Genomic DNA, 24,283 nt, shown 5'->3' on the forward strand with positions numbered 1-24,283 from the left:
TACTTGTATTGCCTCCAATACTGCGTCGCTGTTGGTCTAATTGCTGGTCTAAAAATAATTTTCTTCATATAAAATTGTTTTAAATCAGATACTTAATTATATAGTTCGAATCCCTCCTTCACCGCCAATCTTATTCTGCTTAATCAAAGCCTCTAGCTTTTCCCATCTGTTCAAACAACTCCGAAATACCTTTTAATCCAAAACACTTTCTGAAATTTTTAATTACAAGCCTCTTTTTGGCTTAATTTATTTGCCTATGTCATTTTGTCACCTTTTATTTATTACCTTCCTGTCGCTTACGCTCCTCCCGCACCTTTACTTGATGTTTCGCTATTTTCTACCAACATCGCAGCAGCCGTTTTTTTGAGTATCGCCCACTGCGCATCGTCGACATAGATGCCTTCTTTCCATGCGCACTGATGCGTTTCAAATAGCTCATCTGTCGATATTTTACGATTGAAATGCTGTGTATCCTGTTCAATATCAAAATTTTGGGTCGCAATTTCAATAATCATATCATTAGTATTATAATTGGCTTGTGCTTGGTCAAAAAAGTATAAATCAGGATACACAAAACCTTGATTTAACGTAAATAATGTATGCTTGGGCACAGAGCCATTGTCCCATTTAGCTAAACAAGCAAAGCCTTTGGCAGCCAGCCCCACCAGCTCACTATAAGCCAACCAGCGGTTATGACAGTTCTGTAAATAAATATGAAAATGCGCCAAATCACCCATTTTTTCCAGAGCATAGTCAATGATAGTCGGCAAGTGACAAGCCAAGCTGCTACCATGCAAATCTAAACGAATAGCGCCGTCTTGTTGATGGACGATATCGATTGGCGTATCGTGCTCAGTTAAGATATACGGACTGGCATTGTTAAAGTGTCTGATACCGTCCAAGCCCGCCATCTGTAACTCAGCAACCATAGTAGCAATCACATCCGCTTCGCCTACTTCTCGGTGCATCCCAGTAAAGGCTTTGTGTACTATCGTCACGATTTCATTATGCGATACGATCATGAGTCAAACCTCCCTGCTCTTTCGATAAATCGGGTAATAAAGGAAACAGCCACTCATCACTATGCACTTCTGCAAACAAAGGCGCACCTTGAAACAAGGTGATCCGCACCCAGCGATCTGATCTGGGATCGAACTTGGTGGCACCAAACATCGATAATTTACACCGTAACAGGTGCATGGGTAATGCGGTTTTATGCAAGACATTCATCTGAATATCGCCCAGTGGCTTATGTCCCATCGTCCAAACGCGGCGCGCAATCGAGCGATATTTTGGCTGATTTAAGATGAACTCTGAAATGAGCTGCTTTGGATCGGTGGGTTTCAATGCGAGATACAGCTTATTTGCTTGCCGTGCGATGTCTAATGCAAGCTCACGATCAGCACCCGGTTCTTGCCCGCGCACGCCCATCCTTGGCTCTTCTTTATCCACCGAGCGATACCAAAACCAATGGCTATTATCGGGCTGGCTAAAATCAATATTAATCACCCACTGATAATATCGCTCTAATACATCGATTAAATCTTGGATCACCTTGCCTTTCGGTAGCGACAGCGTTTCATCGGCATTTATTTTTTCTTGAAACGCATCGACACGCTCAGGATAAAGCTCCATCAAGCAAGAGATAATCACTTCTTGGCTCTCAAGGCTTAGATGATGGTGAGCTTGTAAGAACTCTGCCCATGTACTGTATTGATTAATGGTTACCATCAAATTATTTTGTAATACGGCTAATTCTGCAACGACCGCTTCATTGAGTTTGATTTGCGACTCATTGATGGTAACAATCTCGCTAAAATGCTGAATAGCACGTTTGATTAAACTGGCAAAATATGCGGTTTTTTTGGGTTCAATCTGGCAGATCAGTGTTACTTGCAACGCTTCTTCACGGGTAGTTAGCCATTGATCGACGACACAAGGATGGTTGATTAGATACGGTGCCATGCCCAGACCGGTGGCGTTACCAACTCCCAAGTAACGCTTAATCTCTGGATGCAGCGCAGCGGCGTTGCTACCGCCTTTTTGCTTTGCCAAATAATCGACCCAATCTAAGCTAAACTCACGCAGCAAATACACGGCACACATCTGCGCGCGAAAGGATTGATCAAAATCTGCACTGTGATCTAACGGTTTGAAGTCATAAATACCAAACTTACCATTGCCATAGACGGCAGTAGTGCGCAATATATAACCCACTTGCGCGAGTATATCTAAATCTGGTTGCTGACCAATGGCGAGTGAGCTAACGATATGATCAAAGACCCGTACGCTCTTATTTGCTCGTGCCAGCACCATCACCATATTAGAGTTGCGACCTGCTTCTTGCAGTGGTACATTGGCTTGTAGATTATCCAGTAATTCCTCACTTATCTCACCAAAGACCAGACCAAAGGTCACATCCCATTTTTGGGCAATCACCCTATCATTACGCTCTTCATCAGCCAGCTCATTACAAAACACCACCAGATGATACAGATGCTCTGGGGTATTGAGGCGATAAATAACCGTGCCATAGCCTTGCTCATCCAAATCCCACAAATGGGTACTGAGCGTCCATTGCTCTCTATCAATCTTACGCAGTAACGTGCGCACAAAGCTAATGCGAGTTTGGTGCATCGCGCCCAACCTTTCTGCATTCATAATCACGTCACGAGTACGAAAGTCAGTGCTCAGTTGAGGCGGCTTGACATTAATTCTTTCATTATTTGCATGAATCATATTCATAATTTCACTACCTTACCTAATATATTGAGCCAGCAGCTTTGTTAATAATGCCAATGATGATATCTATTGGTAAATAAGTATTCAGCCGTTTTTAGGATCGTTGTTTTGACCTTGACCGTTTGGTAGTCAATCAGTTTTTTGAGTAAGCTTTTCCTTAGCGAGCTTTTCTTCGCTAATTTTATGTCTTACCTCTACCTGATTAGGTCGATACAAGTCTTGCTCTCGCGCCATTTGCTGGGCAATTTGTGGCCCGTTCCATAGCGATGGCAGCAGGATAAAGGAGACAGGCACAGCGGTAATCACGATAAAAGACTGCAATGCTGTCACGCCACCTGAACCAAGCGAGATTAAAACAATCGCTGTCACCCCCATCATAATGCCCCAAAAGGTACGAATCATGGCGTTTGGCTCACGCTCGCCACTGATGACCACACTGATGGTATAGGTCATCGAATCACCTGTCGTGACGATAAAAACGGTGGTTAAAATTAGAAATAATATCGAGGTAATTAAAGGAAAGGGTAATTGCTGGGTAACGGCTAATAGTGCACCAGGTAAGTTAAAGCCTTCAAATGCGCTACTGACACTGCCCGGATTGGCAATCTCAAACGCCAGACCCGAACCACCAACGACGGTGAACCAAAAGCAAGTAACGAGTGGCGCAATGATACAAACCGTGGTAATCAATTGACGAATCGTACGACCACGTGAGATACGAGCGATAAAGATAGCCATCATCGGGCCATAACCTAAGAACCAACCCCAAAAGAACACGGTCCAACCGCCAAGCCAGCCTTCATCACCGCGAAAAGTGGCCATTGGAATAAAGTTATCGACCATCGTGCCGACACCTTGAATATAACCATTGACGATAAAATTGGTCGGTCCAAATATCAAAATAAAGACCATCAGCGCAACTGCCAATATGACATTGAAGCGGCTGAGCAATTGCATGCCTCGAGCAAGACCACTGATCGCTGATAAGGTATAAAGCCCAATCGCGAATATGATAATGATAAGCTGGGTGGCAAAAGTATCAGGAATACCAAACAAGGTATTGAGTGCATAGCTGGTCTGTAGACCCAGAAAACCGATAGGACCAATCGTACCAGCGGCAACGGCAACGATACAACAAGCATCGATAATCGCGCCCGTTTGACCAGTAAGTACGCGCTCACCAAACATAGGATAAAGAAGTGTGCGAGGTTTCAGCGGCAAGCCTTTGTCATAATGCAGATGCATGACCACAATCGCGGTCAAACTACCGACAATCGACCACGCCAAAAATCCCCAATGCATAAAAGATTGTGATAAGGCGTTAAATGCTCGTTGTTGCAAGTCTGGTGACTCACCGTATAAGGGAGGCGCTGACACGAAATGAGCAATAGGTTCTGCCGCCGCCCAAAAAACCCCGCCGCCAGCCAACAATGTACAAAACAGGATAGCCATCCATTTGAAATTGTCCATTTCAGGCTTTGGTAAGTTGCCCAAAATAACACGACCCGTGCGACCTGCACCAACCGCTAAAGCGATGACGAAAGTAGCGAGAAGCAAAATTTGCCAAAAAGGGCCAAAGATATTGGCCGACCATTTAAAACCAACATCCACAATCGTTGCTAACTGTGCTTCTGCAAAAATCGCCATGAGCACAAAAATTGTAATAAACCCGCCACTATACCAAAAGGCAGGATTTTTTAGCCCCAACGCATCAATATCGGCAGCAGCTGGTACAGCGCTGACCTTATCTGCTGTGCTATTGGCAGCGTTTGAGCGTCCTTGCTCAACTTGATTAAGTCCCTTTAAATCGGCCATGATGTGGCTCCATATGCTAAGGCTAATGTTGCGTTTTAAATCAGAGGTATCGCAATGAGGATATAACCACATAGCCTCACCATATTATTTACTTCAAAGCTATTTACTTTAAAGCTCTCTATTTCAAAACTGTCTATTTCAAATGGCTGTGCGCTATAAAACGCCTGTCATTTTATAGCGGTTTCGCACAATAACTGGCTAAAAAATCTTTAGAAGTGGCTGCTCAAGCCAAAGGCTTTAAGCCTTGCTCTAAAAAATCGAACCAGTTTTGACCAATGACTTTTCCAGCATCACTTTCGTTAAAACCGTGCTTGAGCAGACCGTTATAGATGTTTTCCATACCGTCCTTGCCAGCAAACCACGGCAGCGTGTCAGGCCAACCTGAATTATTGGCATTGCCTTCACCATAATCCATCGCTTTTGACCAACGCCCATTACGCATCCATTCAAGCACGGCTTGCGGTTGATTGAGACACAAGTCACTACCAATGGATAAATGCTCAACGCCATATTTGTCAGCACAGTTAGCAATCATCGTACAGAAGTCATCAAGCGTACATGCACTACCATTTGGCAAATGAAACGGGTATAAGCTAAAACCTAACAACCCGCCTGCTTGGGTCAAGGCACTGATGACCGTATCCGATTTATTACGCAGGGCATCGTGTGCTGTGGTTGGATTGGCATGACTGATACATATCGGACGCGATGAGATTTCTATCGCTTCAAGCGTGGAGCGCTCTGCGCTATGAGACATATCGATGATCATACCGACACGGTTCATCTCTTTGATCGCCTGCTGACCAAAACGTGTGATGCCGCTGTCATTCTGCTCATAACAACCAGTGGCTAGTAAGCTCTGGTTGTTGTAAGTCAGCTGCATAATCAATAAACCTAAACGACGCATCACGCTAATCAAACCAATTTCATCATCGATTGGTGAGCAGTTTTGTGCGCCAAAGAAAATGCCCACTTTGCCCTGCTCTTTTGCCGTTTTTATATCAGCTACTGAGTACACTGGCAAGATAAGATCGTTATTTTGCTCAAAGCGTGTGTGCCACTCGCTAAAGCGGGTCATGGTCTGACGGGCATCTTCGTGATAGACCAAGGTGGCATGTACCGCATTGATACCACTGGCTTGTAGCATCTTAAAGTAGTCACGATCCCAATGGCTATACTGTAATCCGTCAATGACGATATGATCTTGGTACATATCAATTCCCTTTAATACTTTTATCAGTGGCCGCTATCATTGGCTATTAAGTGCTTTTTCACACCGTGTCACTTCGATAGCGGCGAGTATGCTTGTTAAGACATGCCTAGTACGCTTTTTGATAAGCGGTCTTGACGATGGTATAGAATTCTTTAGCGTATTGACCTTGCTCACGCGGGCCAAAGCTTGACTGTTTACGACCACCAAACGGCACGTGGTAGTCAGTTCCCGCAGTCGCTAGATTGACCATCACGCAACCTGCTTGCACTTGCTCTTTGTACATCGCACTGCTACGCAAGCTCTGGGTAATGATGCCGCCCGTCAGACCAAAACGCGTGTCATTGGTCATGGCAATCGCTTCGTCCAAATCCTTGACACGCATGACGCAAGCGAGCGGCGCAAATACTTCTTCTTGGTTGATATCCCAGCTGTTGTCCGTCTCGGTAAATAACGTCGGCGACATATAGTAGCCGTCATGCGGCATCTCTAAACGCTCACCACCAAAGGCTAAATTGGCACCGGATTGCTTGGCTTTTTCGATCCAGTCCATGTTTGATGCCAGCTGCTTGTCATCGACGACAGGCCCCATAAAGATACCTTCATCAAGCGCATGACCGACCTTTAAAGTCTTCATTTTTGCGACCACACCTTCGACGAAGGCATCATGAATACTGTCCATTACGATGAGGCGTGAAGAAGCCGTACATTTCTGCCCTGAACCACCAAACGCACCAGCCACTGCCGCATCGATAGCAACTTGCAAATCAGCATCATCAGCGATGACCAAGGCGTTTTTACTACCCATCTCAAGCTGACAGCGAATAAAGTTCGGTGCCGTCGCAGCAGCAACTTTGCGACCTGTTGGTACAGAACCCGTAAAGCTAACGGCATCGATATCTGTAGAATTGATGAGTGCATCACCGACTGACGAGCCGCCACCCAGTAGCAGGTTAAATGTCCCTTCTGGCATGCCTTGACGGTGAATGATTTCAGCCAATGCTACTGCGCTGGCTGGCGTTAAATTCGCAGGCTTCCAAATGACAGTGTTACCAAACGCTAGCGCTGGCGCGATCTTCCATACAGCGGTGGCCGTTGGAAAGTTCCAAGGTGAGATAATAGCGACCACACCGACTGCTTCGCGGGTGACTTCAACCTTGACACCAGGGCGTACTGAGGCGGCGTTATCACCGATTTGGCGCAATACTTCAGCGGCATAATAATGAAAGAACTGACCCGCACGGTAAATCTCGCCACGTCCTTCGGCAAATGGCTTACCTTCTTCAAGAGACAACAGCGTACCTAGCTCATCACAGCGAGCAATCATTTCATCGCCAATCGCTTGTAGGATAGACTGCTTTTTTTCTAAAGAAGTTGCTTCCCATTTTGGCTGAGCGTGACGGGCAGCAGCAATGGCATCTTTGACTTGATCGCCACTGGCCTGTGCGAACTCACCGATAGTGTCAGTGATATCAGATGGGTTAATATTGGCAACGGTATTTACGCCTGCCTGCCATTCACCATTGATATAAAGTGATTTGGTTGGGTCTTGCTGCAATATCTGTTGGGCGGTGTGAGCTGACATAAGAGCTTCCTTGATAAAGTATTAAAAGATGGAATATTAAAATTAGTTTTAAGGCACAGCGGCATATACAACCAGCTCAACCAGCATTTCTTCACGAGCCAGTCCTGCTATCACGAGCGCTGCCCGATTTGGATAGGGTGCTTCAAAGTATTCAGCATAAACTTGATTGACCGTTTTTAGATAGTCGCGATCGGTCACATAGATCATGACCTGTAGTACCGAATCCATACCAACATTGGCACATTCTAGTGTGTGCTTGAGATTGTCTAATGTTTGACGGGTTTGCGCTTCGATACCACCTGCAACCACATCACCATTTTCATCGATAGGAATCTGCGCGGTGTACAACGTACCATTGCAAGTGATCGCCCATTCTAGAGGGGCTTTAGACGCATAAAGTGAGGTTTTGATGGATTGTTTGGTTGAATGAGTCGTCATGTCGTCATATCCTTTGATCAATGATTGGGCAGCGATTGCTATAGAGTTATCCTACCCAAGTACTAACGATAAATCTAACTAATTAAATTTAGAATATGATAGATTTAATCTATCATAGACGATATCTTATATATTAATAGTGGTGAAGAATAAGCCTATGAAATTACAGCAATTACGTCACTTTTTATGCGTGGTAGAGGAAGGCGGCTTTCGGGCGGCGGCGGATCGCGCCAATCGCTCGCAAGCGGCGTTGTCTGCCTCGATAAAGGAATTGGAAAAAACACTGGGTCAGCGCTTATTTGAAGGAGGAAATAAAGCAACACTCACGCCTTTTGGCGAGACTTGTTTACCCAAAATCGAGCAGTTTATGACGGTTTATCAAGCGCTAGAGGATGATTTAAAAGGAGCAGCCGCTGGCGATAAAGGCAAAATAAGGATTGCAAGCGTGCCATCACTGGTGACAAAACTCTTGCCTAGCGTGTTGGTTGAGTACTCCAAGAAATATCCTGATGTCGAGATTGTACTAATAGATGATAACTCTGTCGGTGTGGCCAATCGTTTATTGGCAGGTGAAATCGATTTGGCATTGGGCAACTGCACCAGTATCGACCAATCAAATATAGATTTCACCTTGCTCATATCTGACCCGATTGGCGTGGTCTGCTTAAGAAGCAATTCGTTAAATCAACCAGTAAAACCGTCAAGAAACCAACAAAAAGCAGGGCTTAAATGGCAACAACTGATGACCCAGCCTTTTATTTATAATGGCACTTGTCGACTGCTCGAAAACACACCCGCCGAGGTGCTCAACCGCAATGCGCGTTACACGGTCGAGAATATTACTTCCTTATTTTCATTATTACGCAATGATCTTGGCATAACCACCCTACCCAAGCTCGCCTTTCCGTCGAATGAGCCAGAATTGGTATGGCTCGACTTACTTGAACCTGCCTTAGACAGACAAATTGGTATTTTTAAATTGGCAAATAAAACGATTTCACCGCCAGCACAAGCGTTTCATGAACTGTGCATTCAGTATGTCCAGAATCACTATATTTTATAAAGACAGGTTAAAAATAGATTAATAATGGGTTAAAACATACCTCATTACCGCCTACTTTTATAAGCCACTATCAGAAATTCCATTCACTTGAATAAAAGCGTCTTTCACTATGTCTAAAGGTTTAATTTCCGTTACTCGTGGCCTCTTATCTGTTATCGGCATCATACTTATCATCGATTGCGCTGCATTGATGGTCGTCGGTAAAGTTAATTTCGGCTCGGTTGTACCTTTTTTAGTCGGCATGGTTTTTGTCATACATGGAATTTTTTGGCATGCAATACGCAGGTTTTGTAGCCAATATTATGGCTTTAACCGCCTTTGGTATGGGTTATGGGCTGTATTTATACTTTGGTTGTTGAGCTTCGCTCTATTTATTTGGTCATTACAACAGCAGATTGCGCTTAGCCAGCAGCCTGCACCGACAGTGGCAGCGATTATTGTACTAGGCTCTGGCACGGTTGCAGGTAAGCCGACACCGACGCTCGCCAAGCGCTTGGACACCGCTGTGCCCCTTATCGAGACACAACCAGATGCTTTGGTGATGACCAGTGGTGGCGTTGGTTTTCAGCGTACACATAGCGAAGCCGATATCATGGCCACGTATTTGCATGAGGCACATGGTGTGCCATTCGAACGCATTTTACAAGAAGGTAAAAGTACCAGTACGGAAGAAAACCTCGCTAATAGCCGAGCGTTGTTAGAAGAAAAAGGGCTATCTATCACTGATCCTATCGCCATCGTTACCAGTGACTTTCATAGCATTCGCGCGGCCAGCATTGCGCGACATCAGGGTTATACACAACCGATCACCGTCGCCAGTCCCACGCCTTTATCCATTCGTTACAACGCTTGGTTTCGCGAGTATTTTGCCTTTGTCAGTGGCTGGTTGTTAGGAGAATATTAATGGTGATGTATATTTCACCAGCTTAAACAAGCTTACTGCTAAGTATCATAGCTCCAGCGTTGTCGCATTGCTGTTTTTACCAATCAAAACGGTGGTAATTTTACAGTGCGTTATAATCAGTAAGAACCGCTGATAAATACTGCAAATAAAAATAATAATGATGGAGCGCATTATGCTATTGGATATCTTTTTAACTGTTCATTTTATGCTACTGATACTGATCTCTTTGCGAGTGCTTGCGCGCCATGATCTGACCTCGCCCGCTCGGCTTGCTTGGCTCGTCATATTGTTCATTTTGCCTTATCTGGGGGTTGTAATTTATTGGATGTTTGGTGAGGTGCATCTAGGACGCGATTTTACGCGCAAACGTAAAGAAATCATCGATAAATTAAGCGCACATAGTCCTGAAGTACTTGGTGATGACATCGCTTTGTCGGAGGCTATCAAACCTGAATACCAAGCGGCCTTTGCCTACTCTGCCAATGCAACTGGCTATCATACAACGGTGGGCAATCACGCAGAGCTGATGGCAGATGCGGCTGAGACGCGCAAACGTATGATTGCCGACTTTGATGCAGCGACCGATCATATTCATGTGCTGTATTATATTTGGCTAATCGATGGTATGGGAATCGATACTGCTCAAGCACTCATACGAGCGGCAAGGCGCGGCGTCATATGCCGAGCAATGGTTGACGGTATGGGCTCACGAAAAATGGTCGGCTCAAAGATATGGCAGGAAATGATAGAAGCTGGCGTACAAGTCAGTGTTGCCCTACCAATTAGTAATATTTTAAAGGTACTCATGTTTAGCCGGATTGACTTGCGAAATCACCGCAAGATTACGGTTATTGACGGCAAAATCGGCTACTGTGGCAGTCGCAACTGCGCCGATCCTGAGTTTCGTGTAAAGCCAAAATTTGCGCCGTGGGTAGACATTATGCTGCGGGTCGAAGGACCAGTGGTGGCACAGAATCAGATGTTGTTTGCCAGTGATTGGCTGACTGAAAATCCTGATACGCCGCTTGACAGCTTTCCTTATTTTATTGACCCACAACTAAAGCAACAAAAATCCCCACAGCCAGAAACTGATGAGCCTTTACCAATAACATCACCGCCACCTTTACCAGTCACATTGCCGCCAAAAGGCTTTGCTGCACAGGTTTTTTCTGATGGTCCTACCCAACGACGCAGCACCACGCCGCAATTTTTAGGTGTCTTAATTGGTCAGGCAAAGCGAACCCTGATCATCTCAACGCCTTATTTTGTGCCTGATTATTCGCTCGTCAGCATTTTGTGTGCGACCGCTTATCGCGGTGTACAAGTAACCATGATTTTCCCAAAGAATAACGACTCAATAGTCGTGGCTGCTACCAGCCACAGTTATTACTGGCAGCTGCTTGAAGCGGGGGTCAATATTTACGAATATAAACCCGGTCTATTACACGCAAAAACCTTGACCATCGATGGCGAAATCAGTCTGATTGGCTCGACCAATTTAGACTTGCGTAGCTTTGATTTGAACTATGAAAACAACATTGTGTTTAGCGATAAAACGCTCACAGCGGCCATCATTGAGCGACAATACCAGTATATCGCTGATTCTGAAGAAGTCACTCGTGAGCAAGTTGAAAACTGGCCGTTATCTTATAAAATCTGGAATAACATTGTCGCCACGATGGGACCTGTTTTGTAACCCATTATTAGGGCGTGTCCTCAATTCAATTGATCATATCTAAACGGGCTAAAAATGAGATAAATGTCATGAAAAAATACTAATGACCTTAAGCCATTCTATTCAGCTGCTGTCTTCTGCAAAATATAGATGACAAACTTAGCTTGTGTCGTAAAGGGTTCTGTTTCGACCGCTGCTAGTAGCGCCTGTCTTTTTTCATTAAGCGCGCGATAAGCATAAGGCGTCATGGTCATCAAATCAGCCAAATCAGCGGCTGACAACGTCATCTCGGTACTGACATGCTCCGTACCCATTAGCGTGAAATATGGAGCCAATTCATGCAAAAACTTATCCGAATCATGCTCCCGGACGTTGTCAAATAACGCTTCGCGCATCGTCGCTAGATGCCCGATATCTGGCTTGGCAATGATTAAATAACCGTCTGCAGTCAATACCTCATTGAACGCGTCTGGCAAGATAGGGCTAAAGATACTGCTAATGCCCTTTATGCTATGCGCGCGTAACGGCAAATGGGCAGCGCTGGTAACAAGCGGATAGATGACTGCCGACTTGGCTGTCGCATTAGTAACACTGTCTTTAACTTGCTGATACCAAAGACGCCCCGCCGCTTTGCTTGTTTTCGCAAGCTCTACCACAGCCGGTTTACTGATATCTGCGGCGATGAGAGTATCCATGCCTGTCTGTGCCATTGCCTGCGTGTAATATCCTTCACCGCAGCCAATATCCAACCAATTGATTGCCTTGCTATCCTTTGTAGTTATCGGCTCAATTGCTGAATCAGCGACCGACTCATTTTTCGCCAACAATTCCCTCATTTTTTGGCAAATAAGCGTCTGCAATGGCTGATAATGTCCAGCGTTTAAAAACCGTTTGCGCGCATCAATTGATTGCTGGCTATCGCCCGGTGCTTTGGATTTTTTTTGTTGCACGGGCAATAAATTAACATAACCCTGACGTGCCACATCAAATGGATGAGCGGTTTGTTTTGGGTGCAAGCTGCCATCGCAGCGCCACGTATCTGCGGCAGGCTGCATGGGTGATTGGCAAAGGGGACAAATAAATAAGCTCACAAGTATCTCAACGTCATCGCAATATGGCTGCCATTTTAACAAAATTCAGGCTTACTGCGTGATAAAAGGCGCGATAAACAATGCAGGAAAGAAAATGTAGAAAACAAACTATTCGCAACCAAACTATCAGCAACCAAAAAAAAGGCCACCTCAACTAAAGTGAGATGGCTTTTGCGAACATGATATTCATATTAATGTTCGAGCGATATGGCTGTGCTAACGCAGTTTTAAGGTCATGAGCCCAAGGATGACGAGAATAATGGCAATAATCCAAAACCTTGCCACCACTTGCGTCTCTTTCCAGCCAATTTCTTCAAAGTGATGATGCAATGGTGCCATCCGAAAGACCCGCTTTTTACGCAGCTTATACGAGCCAACCTGTAACATGACCGATAACGCTTCGGCGACAAATAGACCACCCATAATTGCAAAAGCAATCTCTTGACGGGTCATAACGGCAATCGTACCGAGCATCGCCCCGAGAGCAAGCGCCCCCACATCGCCCATAAATACTTGGGCTGGATGGGCGTTGAACCATAAAAAACCAAGCCCTGCACCAATCATCGAACCACAGACAATGAGAACCTCGGAGTTATAGGCAATATAAGGCACATGTAAGTAGTCAGCAAAGCGTACATCACCTGATACATAAGCCATCGCGCCCAAACCCGCCGCAACCAAGACCACGGGCAAAATAGCTAAACCATCCAAGCCATCGGTTAAGTTGACGGCGTTAGAAGCCCCATTAATCACAAAGTAGGTAAAGATAATAAAGCCAATACCAAATGGTACTGCCGAAAAAGGAATCATCCAATCTTTAAAAATCGGTAGCAGCAAATCCTGCATCTCACGCGTGGTCGCGATATCTGGCTGCAAGGTGGCGATATAATACAAAGACACACCGACGAACAAAGCACCCATAGAGAGCCAAAAATATTTCTTGCGAGCAATTAAGCCTTTGGGATCTTTATACTTAATTTTTAGCCAATCATCTGCCCAGCCGACCGCGCCAAAGATAATCATGACAATGAGCAAAATCCAAACGTACGGATTATTCAAACGCGCCCATAGTAAGGTGGACACGCCAATCGCACTTAAAATCAGCACCCCACCCATGGTCGGCGTACCAGTTTTCGCCAAATGCGATTGCGGACCATCATTGCGAATCGCTTGACCATATTTCAGTGCACGCAGACGTCGAATGACAGGGCCACCAAAAAACATGCTAAATGCGAGGGCGGTAATGACCGCGAGTAACGCTCGCAGCGTCAACGAAGACACCGCAGAAAACGGCGTGTAATACTGGCCAAGCCAGCCAAACAACCAAACTAACACCGCCTACTCCTCGATTAGCGCATTGATAAGGGTTTCCATTTGCATGGAACGAGAACCTTTAAACAGCACCGTACAAGGCTGCGCCTGCTGCGCTTGCAAATACGGCTTCAAATACGCCAATAAACTGTCTTTATCAGTAAACGCATGGGCATTGATGCCAGAAACCTCTTGTGCACCCGCCACGGTAAAAGGCGCGTATTCACCAACACACAGCAGCACATTGATGCCCGTTGTTGCAATGGTACGACCCAAGCTTTGATGCTCGCTAACCGCCGCCTCTCCCAGTTCTGCAATATCGCCCAGCACCATGACTTGCGTGCCCGTTTGCGCCGCTAGTACTTTTGCTGCCGCTCGCACCGAATGCGGATTGGCATTATACGTATCATCAATCAAGCGATGCATACCCAGTAATTGACTGTTCAAGCGCCCTTTAGCAGGACGCGCATTTTCAAGCCCGACGACGATATCACTAACATCGATATTTAGTGCATGGGCACAAGCAGCAGCGGCTAAAGCATTATTGACATTGTGCTCGCCCGCTAGTGGCAAGTTGATATCATGGACTTGATTGCCGATATGCAACTTAAATTCACTGCGCTCAGGCTCGACATCTAAATGGCTGGCACTGACATCAGTATTACCAAAGCCAATCACGTGTGACGTATATTTTTCAGCGATACGGCGTAATTGATTGGTAAAATCATCTTTATCAGGAACGATCGCAAATTGGCTGTCATTCAAGGTATGGTAAATCTCAGCCTTGGTTTGGCAAATCCCTTCACGGCTACCAAACTCACCCAAATGCGCCGTACCAATGTTTAAAATACACGCGACATCTGGCTTTACAATCTCGGTAGTATAAGCAATTTCGCCAATATGGTTTGCGCCAAGCTCTAGAATGGCATAACGATGGTGGTCGGATAATTCGAGCAACATCATCGGCACACCCAAGTCATTATTTAGGTTACCACGGGTAATCAATGTCGGTGCTAGTCTGCCAAAGATACTACCCAGCATCTCTTTACAGGTGGTCTTGCCGCTAGAGCCAGTAATAGCAATGACGGTTAAATTTTGATGCTGTTGACGACGATACGCAGCCAATTGTCCTAGCGCCAAACGGGTATCGCTCACCACTAACTGCGGAATGCTATTTGCATCAGCCGTAGCAATAGGGCGAGCGACGATAGCCGCAACCGCACCTTGCGCGATGGCAGTATCGATATAATCGTGACCATCAAAATTATCACCCGTTAACGCTAAAAATATATCACCAGGTTTTATCGTACGGGTATCGGTGGCGATACGAGTGCTCATGACATCATTTACTGAAGTGTTTTCTGAGTCGGATTGCCCCTCACTCAGCTGCCAATGCCCGTTGAGTGCTGCGGTTGCCGCGAGCAGATTGTCTGCTTGCCAAACATACAGCCCTTGCGACTGAATGCTGTTATCGTTGTCGGCTGTCATAATGATTACCTTATATATATGATGACTACTTATTTATTTTTTATAGTTAACGACTAGGGCGTGTCTTCAATTTAATCGATTATTATATAAATGGACTAAAAATGGCTAAATTTTGCCAAACATCGTCAACTAGCTTATTAATATCTCGATATTATTTGCGCTACTTTCCTTGTTTGACGGTAATTTATCTCATTTTTATTACCATTTTAAAATGAGGACACGCCCTAATACTTTTTAGATAGCATGAAAAACTGACTGTAAGCGCCATTATTTACATATAAATGCTATAAACGCCCTGCTTGTTTTAAGGCGTTTTGCAAAATAACACTGTCGTCAAAATCATAACGAACATGGTTAATTTCTTGATAGGTCTCATGACCTTTGCCAGCGATAACGACCATATCATCAGGTGCTGCTTTATTAACTGCATATTCAATGGCGGTTTGGCGCGCAGGCTCAATATAGGTACGCTGATATTGCTCACTCGTCATGCCTGCTTGCATATCTTGCAATATTGCATTGGGATCTTCGGTGCGTGGATTGTCTGCCGTTAACACGACTTTATCCGCGCCTGCCAAGCCTGCTTGCGTCATCAAAGGACGTTTGCCCGCATCACGGTCGCCACCGCAGCCAAACACTGCCCACAGCTGACCCTTACAATGGGTCTTTAGGCTGGCAAGCACTTGGCTTAAGGCATCTGGCGTATGCGCATAATCAACGATAAAGCAACCATCATTAGACGGCACACGCTGCATACGTCCAACCGCACCTTGTAGCTGCGGCACCACTGCGGCAATACGCTCAAGGCTAATGCCTAAAGCGACGGCAGCTGCCATTGCGGCAAGCAAATTGGCAACATTAAAGCGCCCCAATAATGGGCTGACGATACCTAAATGATTAACTTCGCCATCGCCTAAATCAGTACGTAGGCTAATCTCAACACCTTGTAAGCTTGGTTTGATTTCAGCCGCAACAAAGGTCGCAGATTTTGATGATTCTAAACTATACGTCCAGACCGTTAAATCACTGGCATGTGCGGTGTCGAGCATAATCTGCGCAGAGTCATCATCGATATTAATGATAGCGTGTGTCAAATCTGGAAAATGCGCTTTATCAAACAGTCTAGCTTTTGCTGCTGCATACTCTGCCATATCGGCATGGTAGTCTAAGTGGTCACGGCTAAGATTGGTATAAATCGCCACCGACACTGGCATACCTTGTAAACGTTGCTGATCCAAACCATGTGAGCTGGCTTCCAATGCCAATAACTCAGCATTCTCTGTACCCATTTGATATAAAAACTGCTGAACTGCTAAGGCATCACCCGTGGTATGGCTGGCTTGCACCAAAGCGCCAAGCCTACCATTCCCTGCCGTGCCCATAACTGCGCTGCTCATACCTGTCAGCTGCGTCAATTGCGCCACCAATTGACTGATAGTCGTTTTGCCATTGGTGCCCGTCACCGCTATGACAGTTGGCAAGGTCACGGGCTGCTGATACTGCAAACGTGCTTGAATGAGCGTCCCTAAAAAATCACGAATATTGGGCACGTATAAAACAGGGCAAGGCAGTGCTGCTAATTGCTGCTGCACTTTAGTAGCACTATCATTTGGTAAGGTGATATCGGCGTGATTTGATATGCTAATCGTGTTAAGTAAAGCCGTAGGATCTATTTCTGATAGGATAAAAGCCGCATGTTCAGCGGCTTGATAGAGGTAGTCACGGCTTTTTTGACAGTTTGGTATGTGGCTTTTTAATAACACAAACACATCGTTCGGCTCTAGCTGACGACTGTCTAAACGAAACTGCAGGAATGGAATATCAAGAAACGAATTCATTGGTTTTGAATCCGCTCCAACCAATGTCGTCTGAGTCGATAGTTTTTGCAATGCCTGCTCTGTACCTACACCATGCCTGCTATTGCTAATACTAGATTCAGTCAGCTGTTGCAAGGTGACTGGTGTGATGCTTGGCGACGAGGGTGACAGGGTCATTGGCAAATCCTATACGGTTAAAACACATCAAATAGTTAAAAACTGAACATTAAAAAAACTTACGTTTAAGCCTATAGATCTTCCGTTTTTAACGGCTTATCTAAGGGTACATTGTATAAACGCAGCGCCTCTTTCATGACATTATGAAAGACTGGCGCGACTGTTAAACCAGCATAAATCTGACCACGCGGGTCTTCGATGAGCATCACGCCGACCAGCCTAGGGTTGGATGCTGGCGCCATACCCGCAAAAACGTTGCGGTATTGGTCAGTATAGTAGCCACCTTTTGGATTGATACGGCGCGACGTTCCTGTTTTACCAGCGACGCGATAACCGTCAATCGCAGCACCTTTAGCAGTACCACCCGGTTCGGTAACACTTTCCATCATTTGTACGATAGACATCGCTTGCTCGTGTGCCATGATACGCTTGCTTGGCTGCGGCTTGTCATCTTTAATGAGGGTCAATGGGTGCATGACGCCACCTGCCGCCAGCGCCGAATAAGCCTGCGCGACCTGAGCCAGTGTTACCTGTAGACCATAACCATAACTGACCGTTGCACGTCTTGATGTTTCTTTTTCTTTTGGTGTGACCACCAGCCCACTACCTTCCCCTGGGAATTGTAGCGGTGTCTTTGAACCAAAACCAAATTGCTTTTGCATATTGGTAATGCCATCAGCTGGTAAAGACAAAGCAATCTTAGTCGAGGCAACGTTACTAGATTTCTGTAATAGCGTTGCCATCGTTATCCGCCCTAAATTATTATGGTCACGAATGGTATAACCACGGACACGGATAGAGCCAGGATTGGTATCGATTAAGGTAGTGGCGGTATATTTTCCTGAGTCTAAAGCCGCTGCAACGGTGAATGGCTTCATGACTGAACCGGGTTCAAAGACATCGAGCAGCGCACGGTTACGTTGGTTTTCACCAGTCATCTCATTCAGGTTATTAGAATTAAAAGATGGCCATGTTGACAAGGCAAGCACTTCACCCGTTTGCACATCAACAATCATGCCTGTTGACCAGCGCGCTTTTTGCAAACGCCCTGCTTTCTCTAGTTCTTTATAAAGCAAATACTGCAAGCGCGAATCAATGGTCAACGCCACATCTTTACCTGGTATTTCTGGTTCAATCTGTTTAATTTCTTTTAAACTGTTTTGTTTGGCGTCTTTTAGCACCAACACTTTGCCATCATCACCTGCCAGCTCAGTCTCATATTGGCGTTCGATACCAGCACGACCTTCGTAACCACCTTCAGGATCGCTGACATTTTGACCCATAAAACCCAATAGCTGCGAGTTTGGTTGTGGCTGCGGGTAATAACGTTGGAAAAAGTTTTTTTCATAGACGCCAGGAAAATCAAGGGTGCTGACACTTTGGGCAATCTCAGGCGTTACTTTATTCAGTAGCGGCAAATAGTGCGAGCCTGCACCCGATGGCAGCGCTGCTTTAACTGCTGCTTCATCGGTTACATCAATACTATCGTCGATAGCAGTAACTTTTTTCAGCTCAGTGACCGAAATATTCGCAGCAGCTGCAAGCGTGGTCAGATCCATATTATCCAAACGCTTTTGCATACGCGCAACGAGCTGTGGACTCTCAGGATTGGTGATAATAATACGCTTAAGCTCATAATATTCGCGCGCGTAATCATGCGGACTAAAAGAGACCGTCGCCAGTGGTGCACTGACTGCAAGTGGCAAATTATTGCGATCGGTAATCATACCTCGATAGGATTTTTGCGTGCGCACGCTAGTGATGAGCTCATCACCTTTGTCTTGATAAAACTGGGCATTGGCAACTTGTAAATAATAAGCACGGGCTATCAGCAAACCCAAGACAACCAATGCAATGACCCAAATAGTACGGAAACGGTTTTTGTCTTGCTCAAAACCGCCGCGAGAGGAAGCGCCAGACGCTTTACCCAAAAACCCTCTTTTATTTTTCAGGTTTTTGACACTGGTATAAGCGCCTTGCTCTTCACTTTTTTTCAATCGATCAAACAATTTAGCCTTACGGTTGCCAGAGGATTTTTTTTCAGCCGTACTGCCTGTTTGTCCCGATTTGGCTGCACTAGCAGGACGTAAGGGCTTAGTAACCTTACCGCTAGTTGGCTTTTTATTCGCATTTTTTGCGGTCGTTTTACCACTATTGGCATTAGGCTTTTTATCACTCATTGTCCTGCCTCCGCTACCGTGGTATCGGTGATAGGAGCGTCAGGCGATATATCCGTAGCAGCCCGTGGTTCGATAACGTCAGACTTATCCTCATCTGAGTCAGTATCAACGACTGGCACCTGTGCTGTGGCAACACCCGGCTGGATAATGAGCTTATCTTTTAGCGTCGGTGAAAACATACCCAGTTCAGCCACCGCACGGCTAGCAATTTGCGGCGTCGCACTAAAAGTCTGCTGTTCAATGAGCAAACGTTGATGTTCGACTTGCAGATTACGCTCTTGTTTTTTCATGTCTTGCAAGGTTTTATAATCCTGATGATATTGCTGAACGCCTTCGGCTGTTTTGATACCGCTCCACACAATCGCCACTGCCAATAGCAATAGCACCACTACATAGATACTAACCACATTAAATCGGCGTACAAATAGCTCGCCGATATCGGTGTTATGCGGCATTGCAGCACGACGGTTTGCGGGTTTGTCAGATATTGCCATGACGCTCTCAAAAAGTGGACTTCAAGTATGAAAATTGGCAACTGTTTTAGAGCGGTAAGATGCTTTGTACAGAACCATCAATAAAGTAAAACCAAACGAAAAAGGAACAGCCGAGCCTAGCAGATAATGTTTACAGATTTTTAACAGCCGCGTAAGTATTCAGACTTTCTATCCTACTTAATTGCCAGTAACCAATCACCAGCAACGCAGCCAAACACCCTCTCTATAACATCACACTACCTGTGTTATTGCTCAACACTGGGTAGATAGTCGGTATCAGTACGAGTCGCCATGCGCAACCACGCACTACGCGCGCGTGGATTTTGACTGGTTTCAGCTTTGCTTGGACCCACGCGTTTAGGCTTGCTAAAGTAGCGTGGACGATTGGGCGGCATCGGCAAATTCTCATCCTCTGGATATTGGCCTTTACTATGACGCTGCAAAAACTGCTTGATACGGCGATCTTCTAATGAGTGAAAACTAATCACTGCCAGCTGCCCGCCTGACTTTAAAATCGGAATGCTTTGTTCTAAAAAGTCGTCAACATCGCCAAGCTCATTGTTAATAAAAATGCGCATCGCCTGAAAACTCTGAGTCGCTGGATGCTTACCGCGCTGCCAATTAGGATGCGCCACTTTAATCACTTCAGCCAATGCCAAAGTAGAGTCATAACTGTCCATCTGCTTAATAGCACGGGCGATACGGCGACTATGACGCTCTTCGCCAAAATCATAAAGCACATTGGCCAAGGTTTCATCATCGACTTTTTCTAACCACTCAGCGACCGACTGCCCACGACTGGTGTCCATACGCATATCGACCGCACCGTCACGCATAAAACTAAAACCACGACTGCCATCATCAATTTGCGGCGATGAAATACCCAAATCTGCCATTAAGCCATCAACTTGCATGATACCCATTGCCGCTAGACTATTCGTCAACGTCGCAAAACTATCGTGCACCACTTTTACGCGACTATCGGTCTTTGCCAATTCGCGCGCGACACTAATCGCTGTAGGGTCTTTATCAAAAACAATCAAGGTTGCATCATCGGCCAGCTGACTCAATAGCAAGCGGCTATGGCCACCACGGCCAAAGGTTGCATCAACGTAGACGCCACTCATCTGCAAGCTATTTTGGTTGTCACTGCTTTGTTCTGCATCGTCTGTTTGCTTAGGTAGCGCTTTGACACCCAGCACTGCCGCGACGGTTTCTTGCAATAACACCGCATCATGAACAAAGCTCAATTCATCAGAGCTGGCTTTATCAGTGACAGACTCTTGATTCAACTGATTAGTAGAGTCACTCTCTACCACAAAATCATTTTCCACAGCAGACAGCTCAGCCGCTGATGCAGCATTAACAGTGGCTAAAGAAGAGTCTATTTTAGAATCTTGCTTAGTATTCGGCGTATTTTTTGGCTTATTATTCAATATGGACACAAACGACTCAGTAGATGACGACCATTTTGGTCAGTAAGAGTGAAAAATCAGATGAAAATAAACAAGTTATGACTTGTCTAACATTATTATCGCAAGGATACACGGGTAGTCAAGCGCTAGACGGGCATTTCGTTAAAAATATTCCATCTCTCTGTTATACTAGCGCTATATTTTACGCTATTTTTCTACATTGACGGCTATTGTTTGTGCCGTATTTTTTATTCAAACTTGTCATTCATATTTATCATTAGCATTTTTAACTGCTATTTTTTTCATTTTTCACAGCCATATTCATCAACTACCCTATTCTGAGAATTTTATGATGCAATCATCGACTTCAACTAACAGCACGCGCCCTGTCCGCACCCGCATTGCGCCATCGCCTACTGGCTTTCCGCATGTCGGCACCGCTTATATTGCCCTATTCAATTTAGCTTTTGCTAAAGCCCACGGCGGCGAATTTATTTTACGTATCGAAGATACGGATCAAACGCGCTCAACCGAACAATCTGAAAAAATGATTTTGGATGCGCTGCGCTGGGTCGGTCTCGACTGGGCGGAAGGTCCAGATATTGGAGGCCCGCATGCGCCTTATCGTCAGAGCGAGCGTAGTGATATTTATAAAAAGCACGCCGAACAGCTCATAGAAAACGATCATGCATTCCGCTGCTTTTGTACCAGCGAAGAGCTCGATGCCATGCGAGCTGCGCAAATGGCCAATGGTGAAACGCCACGTTATGACGGTCGCTGTGCCCATTTAGCACCTGAGAAAACTGCGCAATTGGTCAGTGAGGGCAAACCGCATGTCATTCGTATGCGTGTGCCTACCGAAGGCGTCTGTCAAGTACATGACATGTTACGCGGTACGGTTGAGATTCCTTGGACACAAGTCGACATGCAAGTGCTGCTAAAAACCGATGGCATGCCGACTTATCATTTAGCCAACGTTGTCGATGACCATTTGATGGACATCAGCCATGTGCTACGCGGTGAAGAGTGGCTTAACTCTGCGCCCAAGCATCAGCTGCTCTATGAGTATTTTGGTTGGGAGATGCCTGTACTTTGCCATATGCCACTGCTGCGTAACCCAGATAAATCAAAACTGTCTAAGCGTAAAAACCCAACCTCTATCACTTACTATCGTGATGCTGGTGTGCTCCCTGAAGCGTTGCTCAACTACCTCGGTCGTATGGGCTACTCGATGCCTGACGAAGCTGAGCAATTTACCTTAGAAGAGATGATTGCGAGCTTTGATATCCAGCGTGTGTCGCTCGGCGGCCCTATCTTTGATATCGAAAAACTAAACTGGCTCAACGCAGAATGGCTACGCGCGCTTACTCCTGAACAGTTAAAAAATAAAATCCTCGATTGGGCAAATAACAGTGACAAGCTTACGGCTATCGCAGCGGCGATTCAGCCTCGTATTGAGCTGTTATCTGATGCAGTTAATTGGGGTGGCTTCTATTTCCAAAACTTACCTGCTATCACTGCGGAAAGCTTTACCCATAAATCGCTCACCCCTGAGCAAATTACTGAGATGCTGCAACTAGCGCTTTGGCAGCTAGAAACCTTGCCAACGTGGTCAGAAGAAAATATCTACGCCACCTTAAAAGGTCTTGCCGCCCATCTTGATATTAAAATGCGTGACTTTATGGCACCATTCTTTATCGCTATCGCTGGTAGCACCTCATCGACGCCTGTCATGAATTCTATGGCAATTATCGGCGCTGATATGACCTTGACTCGCTTGCGCCATGCAGTTGACGTGCTTGGCGGCTTAGGTAAAAAGAAGCTAAAAAAACTTGAGAAACAAGCAGCTGAATTGCCAGACTTTTTGGCAGCTGAGTAGCGATACATGAGTCGATTTAAAAAATAATTTTATAACAGCTGTTCAAGTTATCCTAATCAATATACGATTAGGATAACTTTTTTTTGGTAAACACTTACTTAGTTTACCAAAAAAAAATTTTAAATAAAATATTCTATATTTAATTAATAATAAAACTAAGTTACAACCTCTCGTTTTTAGATAGTTTCTGGTGCGTGTCAGTAATGATATTGCAATTAATCATAAGTAGATCTGAAATTTATAAAAATTAAATTATCTATTGAAGTTGATATTCTAATAATAGAAATATGCATTCTAAACTTTCATTACCTCCATTATAAAAAATACTACTTTTCAATTAAAAATCGGTTAAGGTAATATGCCATGAAAAATATGTTTAAACAGTATGATTATAATTTTACAGAGCAAGAATACCGTCATATTTGGGAAAATTCTTTATTTATTTTTGATACCAATATATTACTCAATCTTTATAGATACCAAGATAGTAGTAGAGATGAATTTATAAAAATTCTAGAAAGTCTGGATGATAGAATATGGATTCCTCACCATGTAGCTCTCGAATTCAAACGTAATAGATTAACGACTATTAGAAGCAGAACGAATTTACTTATAGAAGCAAAAGAAGCCATAAATAAATCGCAAAGCACTTTAGTATCGGAATTAAATAAATTACAGATAAAGAAAGTACACTCGCCAATTGATGTTGACAATATTAAAGAAAAATTTAAATCGTTAGGTGATGAACTAATAAGAGAAATTAATAACACTATCAACGATCAACAAAAAATTAATGAAGCCGATCCTCTTGAAGAAAAGATAGATACGATTTTTGATAATAGAGTTGGGAGCGCAGCTTACACTCAAGAAAAAATAGATACTTTGTACAAAAATGCTCAAGTTAAATATAAACTAAAAATATCTCCAGGCTATTTAGATGAAAAAAAAGATGAAGTTTGTGTAGACAATCAAATTGTTTATCAGAAAAAGTATGCTGAC

The 24,283-nt window shown here is 44.7% G+C and carries 18 protein-coding genes; 5 read left to right on the forward strand and 13 right to left on the reverse strand.

The features are described 5' to 3' along the window. Positions 1-296 precede the first annotated feature (296 nt). From ACT3S4_RS12825 to ACT3S4_RS12850, 6 genes are all read right to left on the reverse strand, one after another. On the reverse strand, positions 297-1,022 hold the full coding sequence (locus tag ACT3S4_RS12825; protein WP_443564076.1) for a DUF3726 domain-containing protein: 726 nt from the start codon (positions 1,020-1,022) through the stop codon (positions 297-299). Beyond that, the gene (locus ACT3S4_RS12830; RefSeq protein ID WP_444761195.1) at positions 1,006-2,745 is read right to left on the reverse strand and encodes a hypothetical protein; all 1,740 of its coding nucleotides are present in this window, start codon (positions 2,743-2,745) and stop codon (positions 1,006-1,008) included. The genes ACT3S4_RS12825 and ACT3S4_RS12830 overlap by 17 nt, the downstream gene beginning before the upstream one ends. 126 nt (positions 2,746-2,871) lie before the next feature. Next, a complete protein-coding gene (locus ACT3S4_RS12835; protein WP_201560611.1) occupies positions 2,872-4,557 on the reverse strand; it encodes a BCCT family transporter in 1,686 nt (561 codons plus the stop codon). Between the two features lie 223 nt (positions 4,558-4,780). Continuing rightward, a complete protein-coding gene (locus ACT3S4_RS12840; RefSeq protein WP_201560610.1) occupies positions 4,781-5,770 on the reverse strand; it encodes a membrane dipeptidase in 990 nt (329 codons plus the stop codon). A gap of 106 nt (positions 5,771-5,876) precedes the next feature. Continuing rightward, positions 5,877-7,352 (reverse strand): aldehyde dehydrogenase family protein, encoded by a 1,476-nt coding sequence (locus tag ACT3S4_RS12845; protein WP_201560609.1) that lies wholly within the window; start codon positions 7,350-7,352, stop codon positions 5,877-5,879. Between the two features lie 48 nt (positions 7,353-7,400). Beyond that, the gene (locus ACT3S4_RS12850) at positions 7,401-7,790 is read right to left on the reverse strand and encodes a RidA family protein (protein ID WP_201560608.1); all 390 of its coding nucleotides are present in this window, start codon (positions 7,788-7,790) and stop codon (positions 7,401-7,403) included. A gap of 157 nt (positions 7,791-7,947) precedes the next feature. Between ACT3S4_RS12850 and ACT3S4_RS12855 the strand changes: the two genes are divergently transcribed. From ACT3S4_RS12855 to ACT3S4_RS12865, 3 genes are all read left to right on the forward strand, one after another. After that, positions 7,948-8,853, forward strand: coding sequence for a LysR family transcriptional regulator (locus ACT3S4_RS12855; RefSeq protein WP_201560607.1), 906 nt, complete (start codon positions 7,948-7,950; stop codon positions 8,851-8,853). Between the two features lie 109 nt (positions 8,854-8,962). Beyond that, positions 8,963-9,757, forward strand: a complete 795-nt coding sequence (locus ACT3S4_RS12860; protein WP_444761196.1) for a YdcF family protein — start codon at positions 8,963-8,965, stop codon at positions 9,755-9,757. A gap of 172 nt (positions 9,758-9,929) precedes the next feature. Then, the gene (locus ACT3S4_RS12865) at positions 9,930-11,453 is read left to right on the forward strand and encodes a phospholipase D-like domain-containing protein (protein ID WP_201560605.1); all 1,524 of its coding nucleotides are present in this window, start codon (positions 9,930-9,932) and stop codon (positions 11,451-11,453) included. 98 nt (positions 11,454-11,551) lie between these two features. Here the strand turns inward: ACT3S4_RS12865 and ACT3S4_RS12870 are convergent, their stop codons facing one another. The 7 genes from ACT3S4_RS12870 to rsmH form a co-directional block, all read right to left on the reverse strand. After that, on the reverse strand, positions 11,552-12,523 hold the full coding sequence (locus tag ACT3S4_RS12870) for a putative RNA methyltransferase (protein WP_346014819.1): 972 nt from the start codon (positions 12,521-12,523) through the stop codon (positions 11,552-11,554). A gap of 216 nt (positions 12,524-12,739) precedes the next feature. Next, the gene (gene mraY, locus ACT3S4_RS12875; protein WP_087813657.1) at positions 12,740-13,858 is read right to left on the reverse strand and encodes a phospho-N-acetylmuramoyl-pentapeptide-transferase; all 1,119 of its coding nucleotides are present in this window, start codon (positions 13,856-13,858) and stop codon (positions 12,740-12,742) included. Positions 13,859-13,861: 3 nt separating this feature from the next. Next, positions 13,862-15,322: a UDP-N-acetylmuramoyl-tripeptide--D-alanyl-D-alanine ligase gene (locus ACT3S4_RS12880; protein WP_238049949.1), complete on the reverse strand. Its 1,461-nt coding sequence runs from the start codon at positions 15,320-15,322 to the stop codon at positions 13,862-13,864. Positions 15,323-15,606: 284 nt separating this feature from the next. Continuing rightward, complete coding sequence (locus ACT3S4_RS12885) at positions 15,607-17,316, reverse strand: UDP-N-acetylmuramoyl-L-alanyl-D-glutamate--2,6-diaminopimelate ligase (protein ID WP_444761197.1); 1,710 nt, start codon at positions 17,314-17,316, stop codon at positions 15,607-15,609. Positions 17,317-17,387: 71 nt separating this feature from the next. Beyond that, complete coding sequence (locus ACT3S4_RS12890) at positions 17,388-19,496, reverse strand: peptidoglycan D,D-transpeptidase FtsI family protein (RefSeq protein WP_087813660.1); 2,109 nt, start codon at positions 19,494-19,496, stop codon at positions 17,388-17,390. Then, entirely contained in the window at positions 19,493-19,990 is a 498-nt protein-coding gene (gene ftsL, locus ACT3S4_RS12895; RefSeq protein WP_270895398.1) for a cell division protein FtsL, read from the reverse strand. The genes ACT3S4_RS12890 and ftsL overlap by 4 nt, the downstream gene beginning before the upstream one ends. Positions 19,991-20,235: 245 nt before the next feature. Next, the gene (gene rsmH, locus ACT3S4_RS12900) at positions 20,236-21,282 is read right to left on the reverse strand and encodes a 16S rRNA (cytosine(1402)-N(4))-methyltransferase RsmH (protein ID WP_444761199.1); all 1,047 of its coding nucleotides are present in this window, start codon (positions 21,280-21,282) and stop codon (positions 20,236-20,238) included. A 472-nt stretch (positions 21,283-21,754) separates the two neighbouring features. On the opposite strand from rsmH, the gene gltX reads away from it, so the two are divergent. Together gltX and ACT3S4_RS12910 are read left to right on the forward strand one after the other, a co-directional pair. Then, positions 21,755-23,284, forward strand: coding sequence for a glutamate--tRNA ligase (gene gltX, locus ACT3S4_RS12905; protein ID WP_201560601.1), 1,530 nt, complete (start codon positions 21,755-21,757; stop codon positions 23,282-23,284). A 363-nt stretch (positions 23,285-23,647) separates the two neighbouring features. Beyond that, on the forward strand, positions 23,648-24,283 hold a 636-nt coding region (locus ACT3S4_RS12910; protein ID WP_444761198.1), incomplete at its 3' end, for a PIN-like domain-containing protein.

Origin of the sequence: Psychrobacter sp. AOP30-A2-5, from assembly GCF_052378115.1 — a bacterium.
Classification (GTDB): Bacteria; Pseudomonadota; Gammaproteobacteria; order Pseudomonadales; family Moraxellaceae; genus Psychrobacter.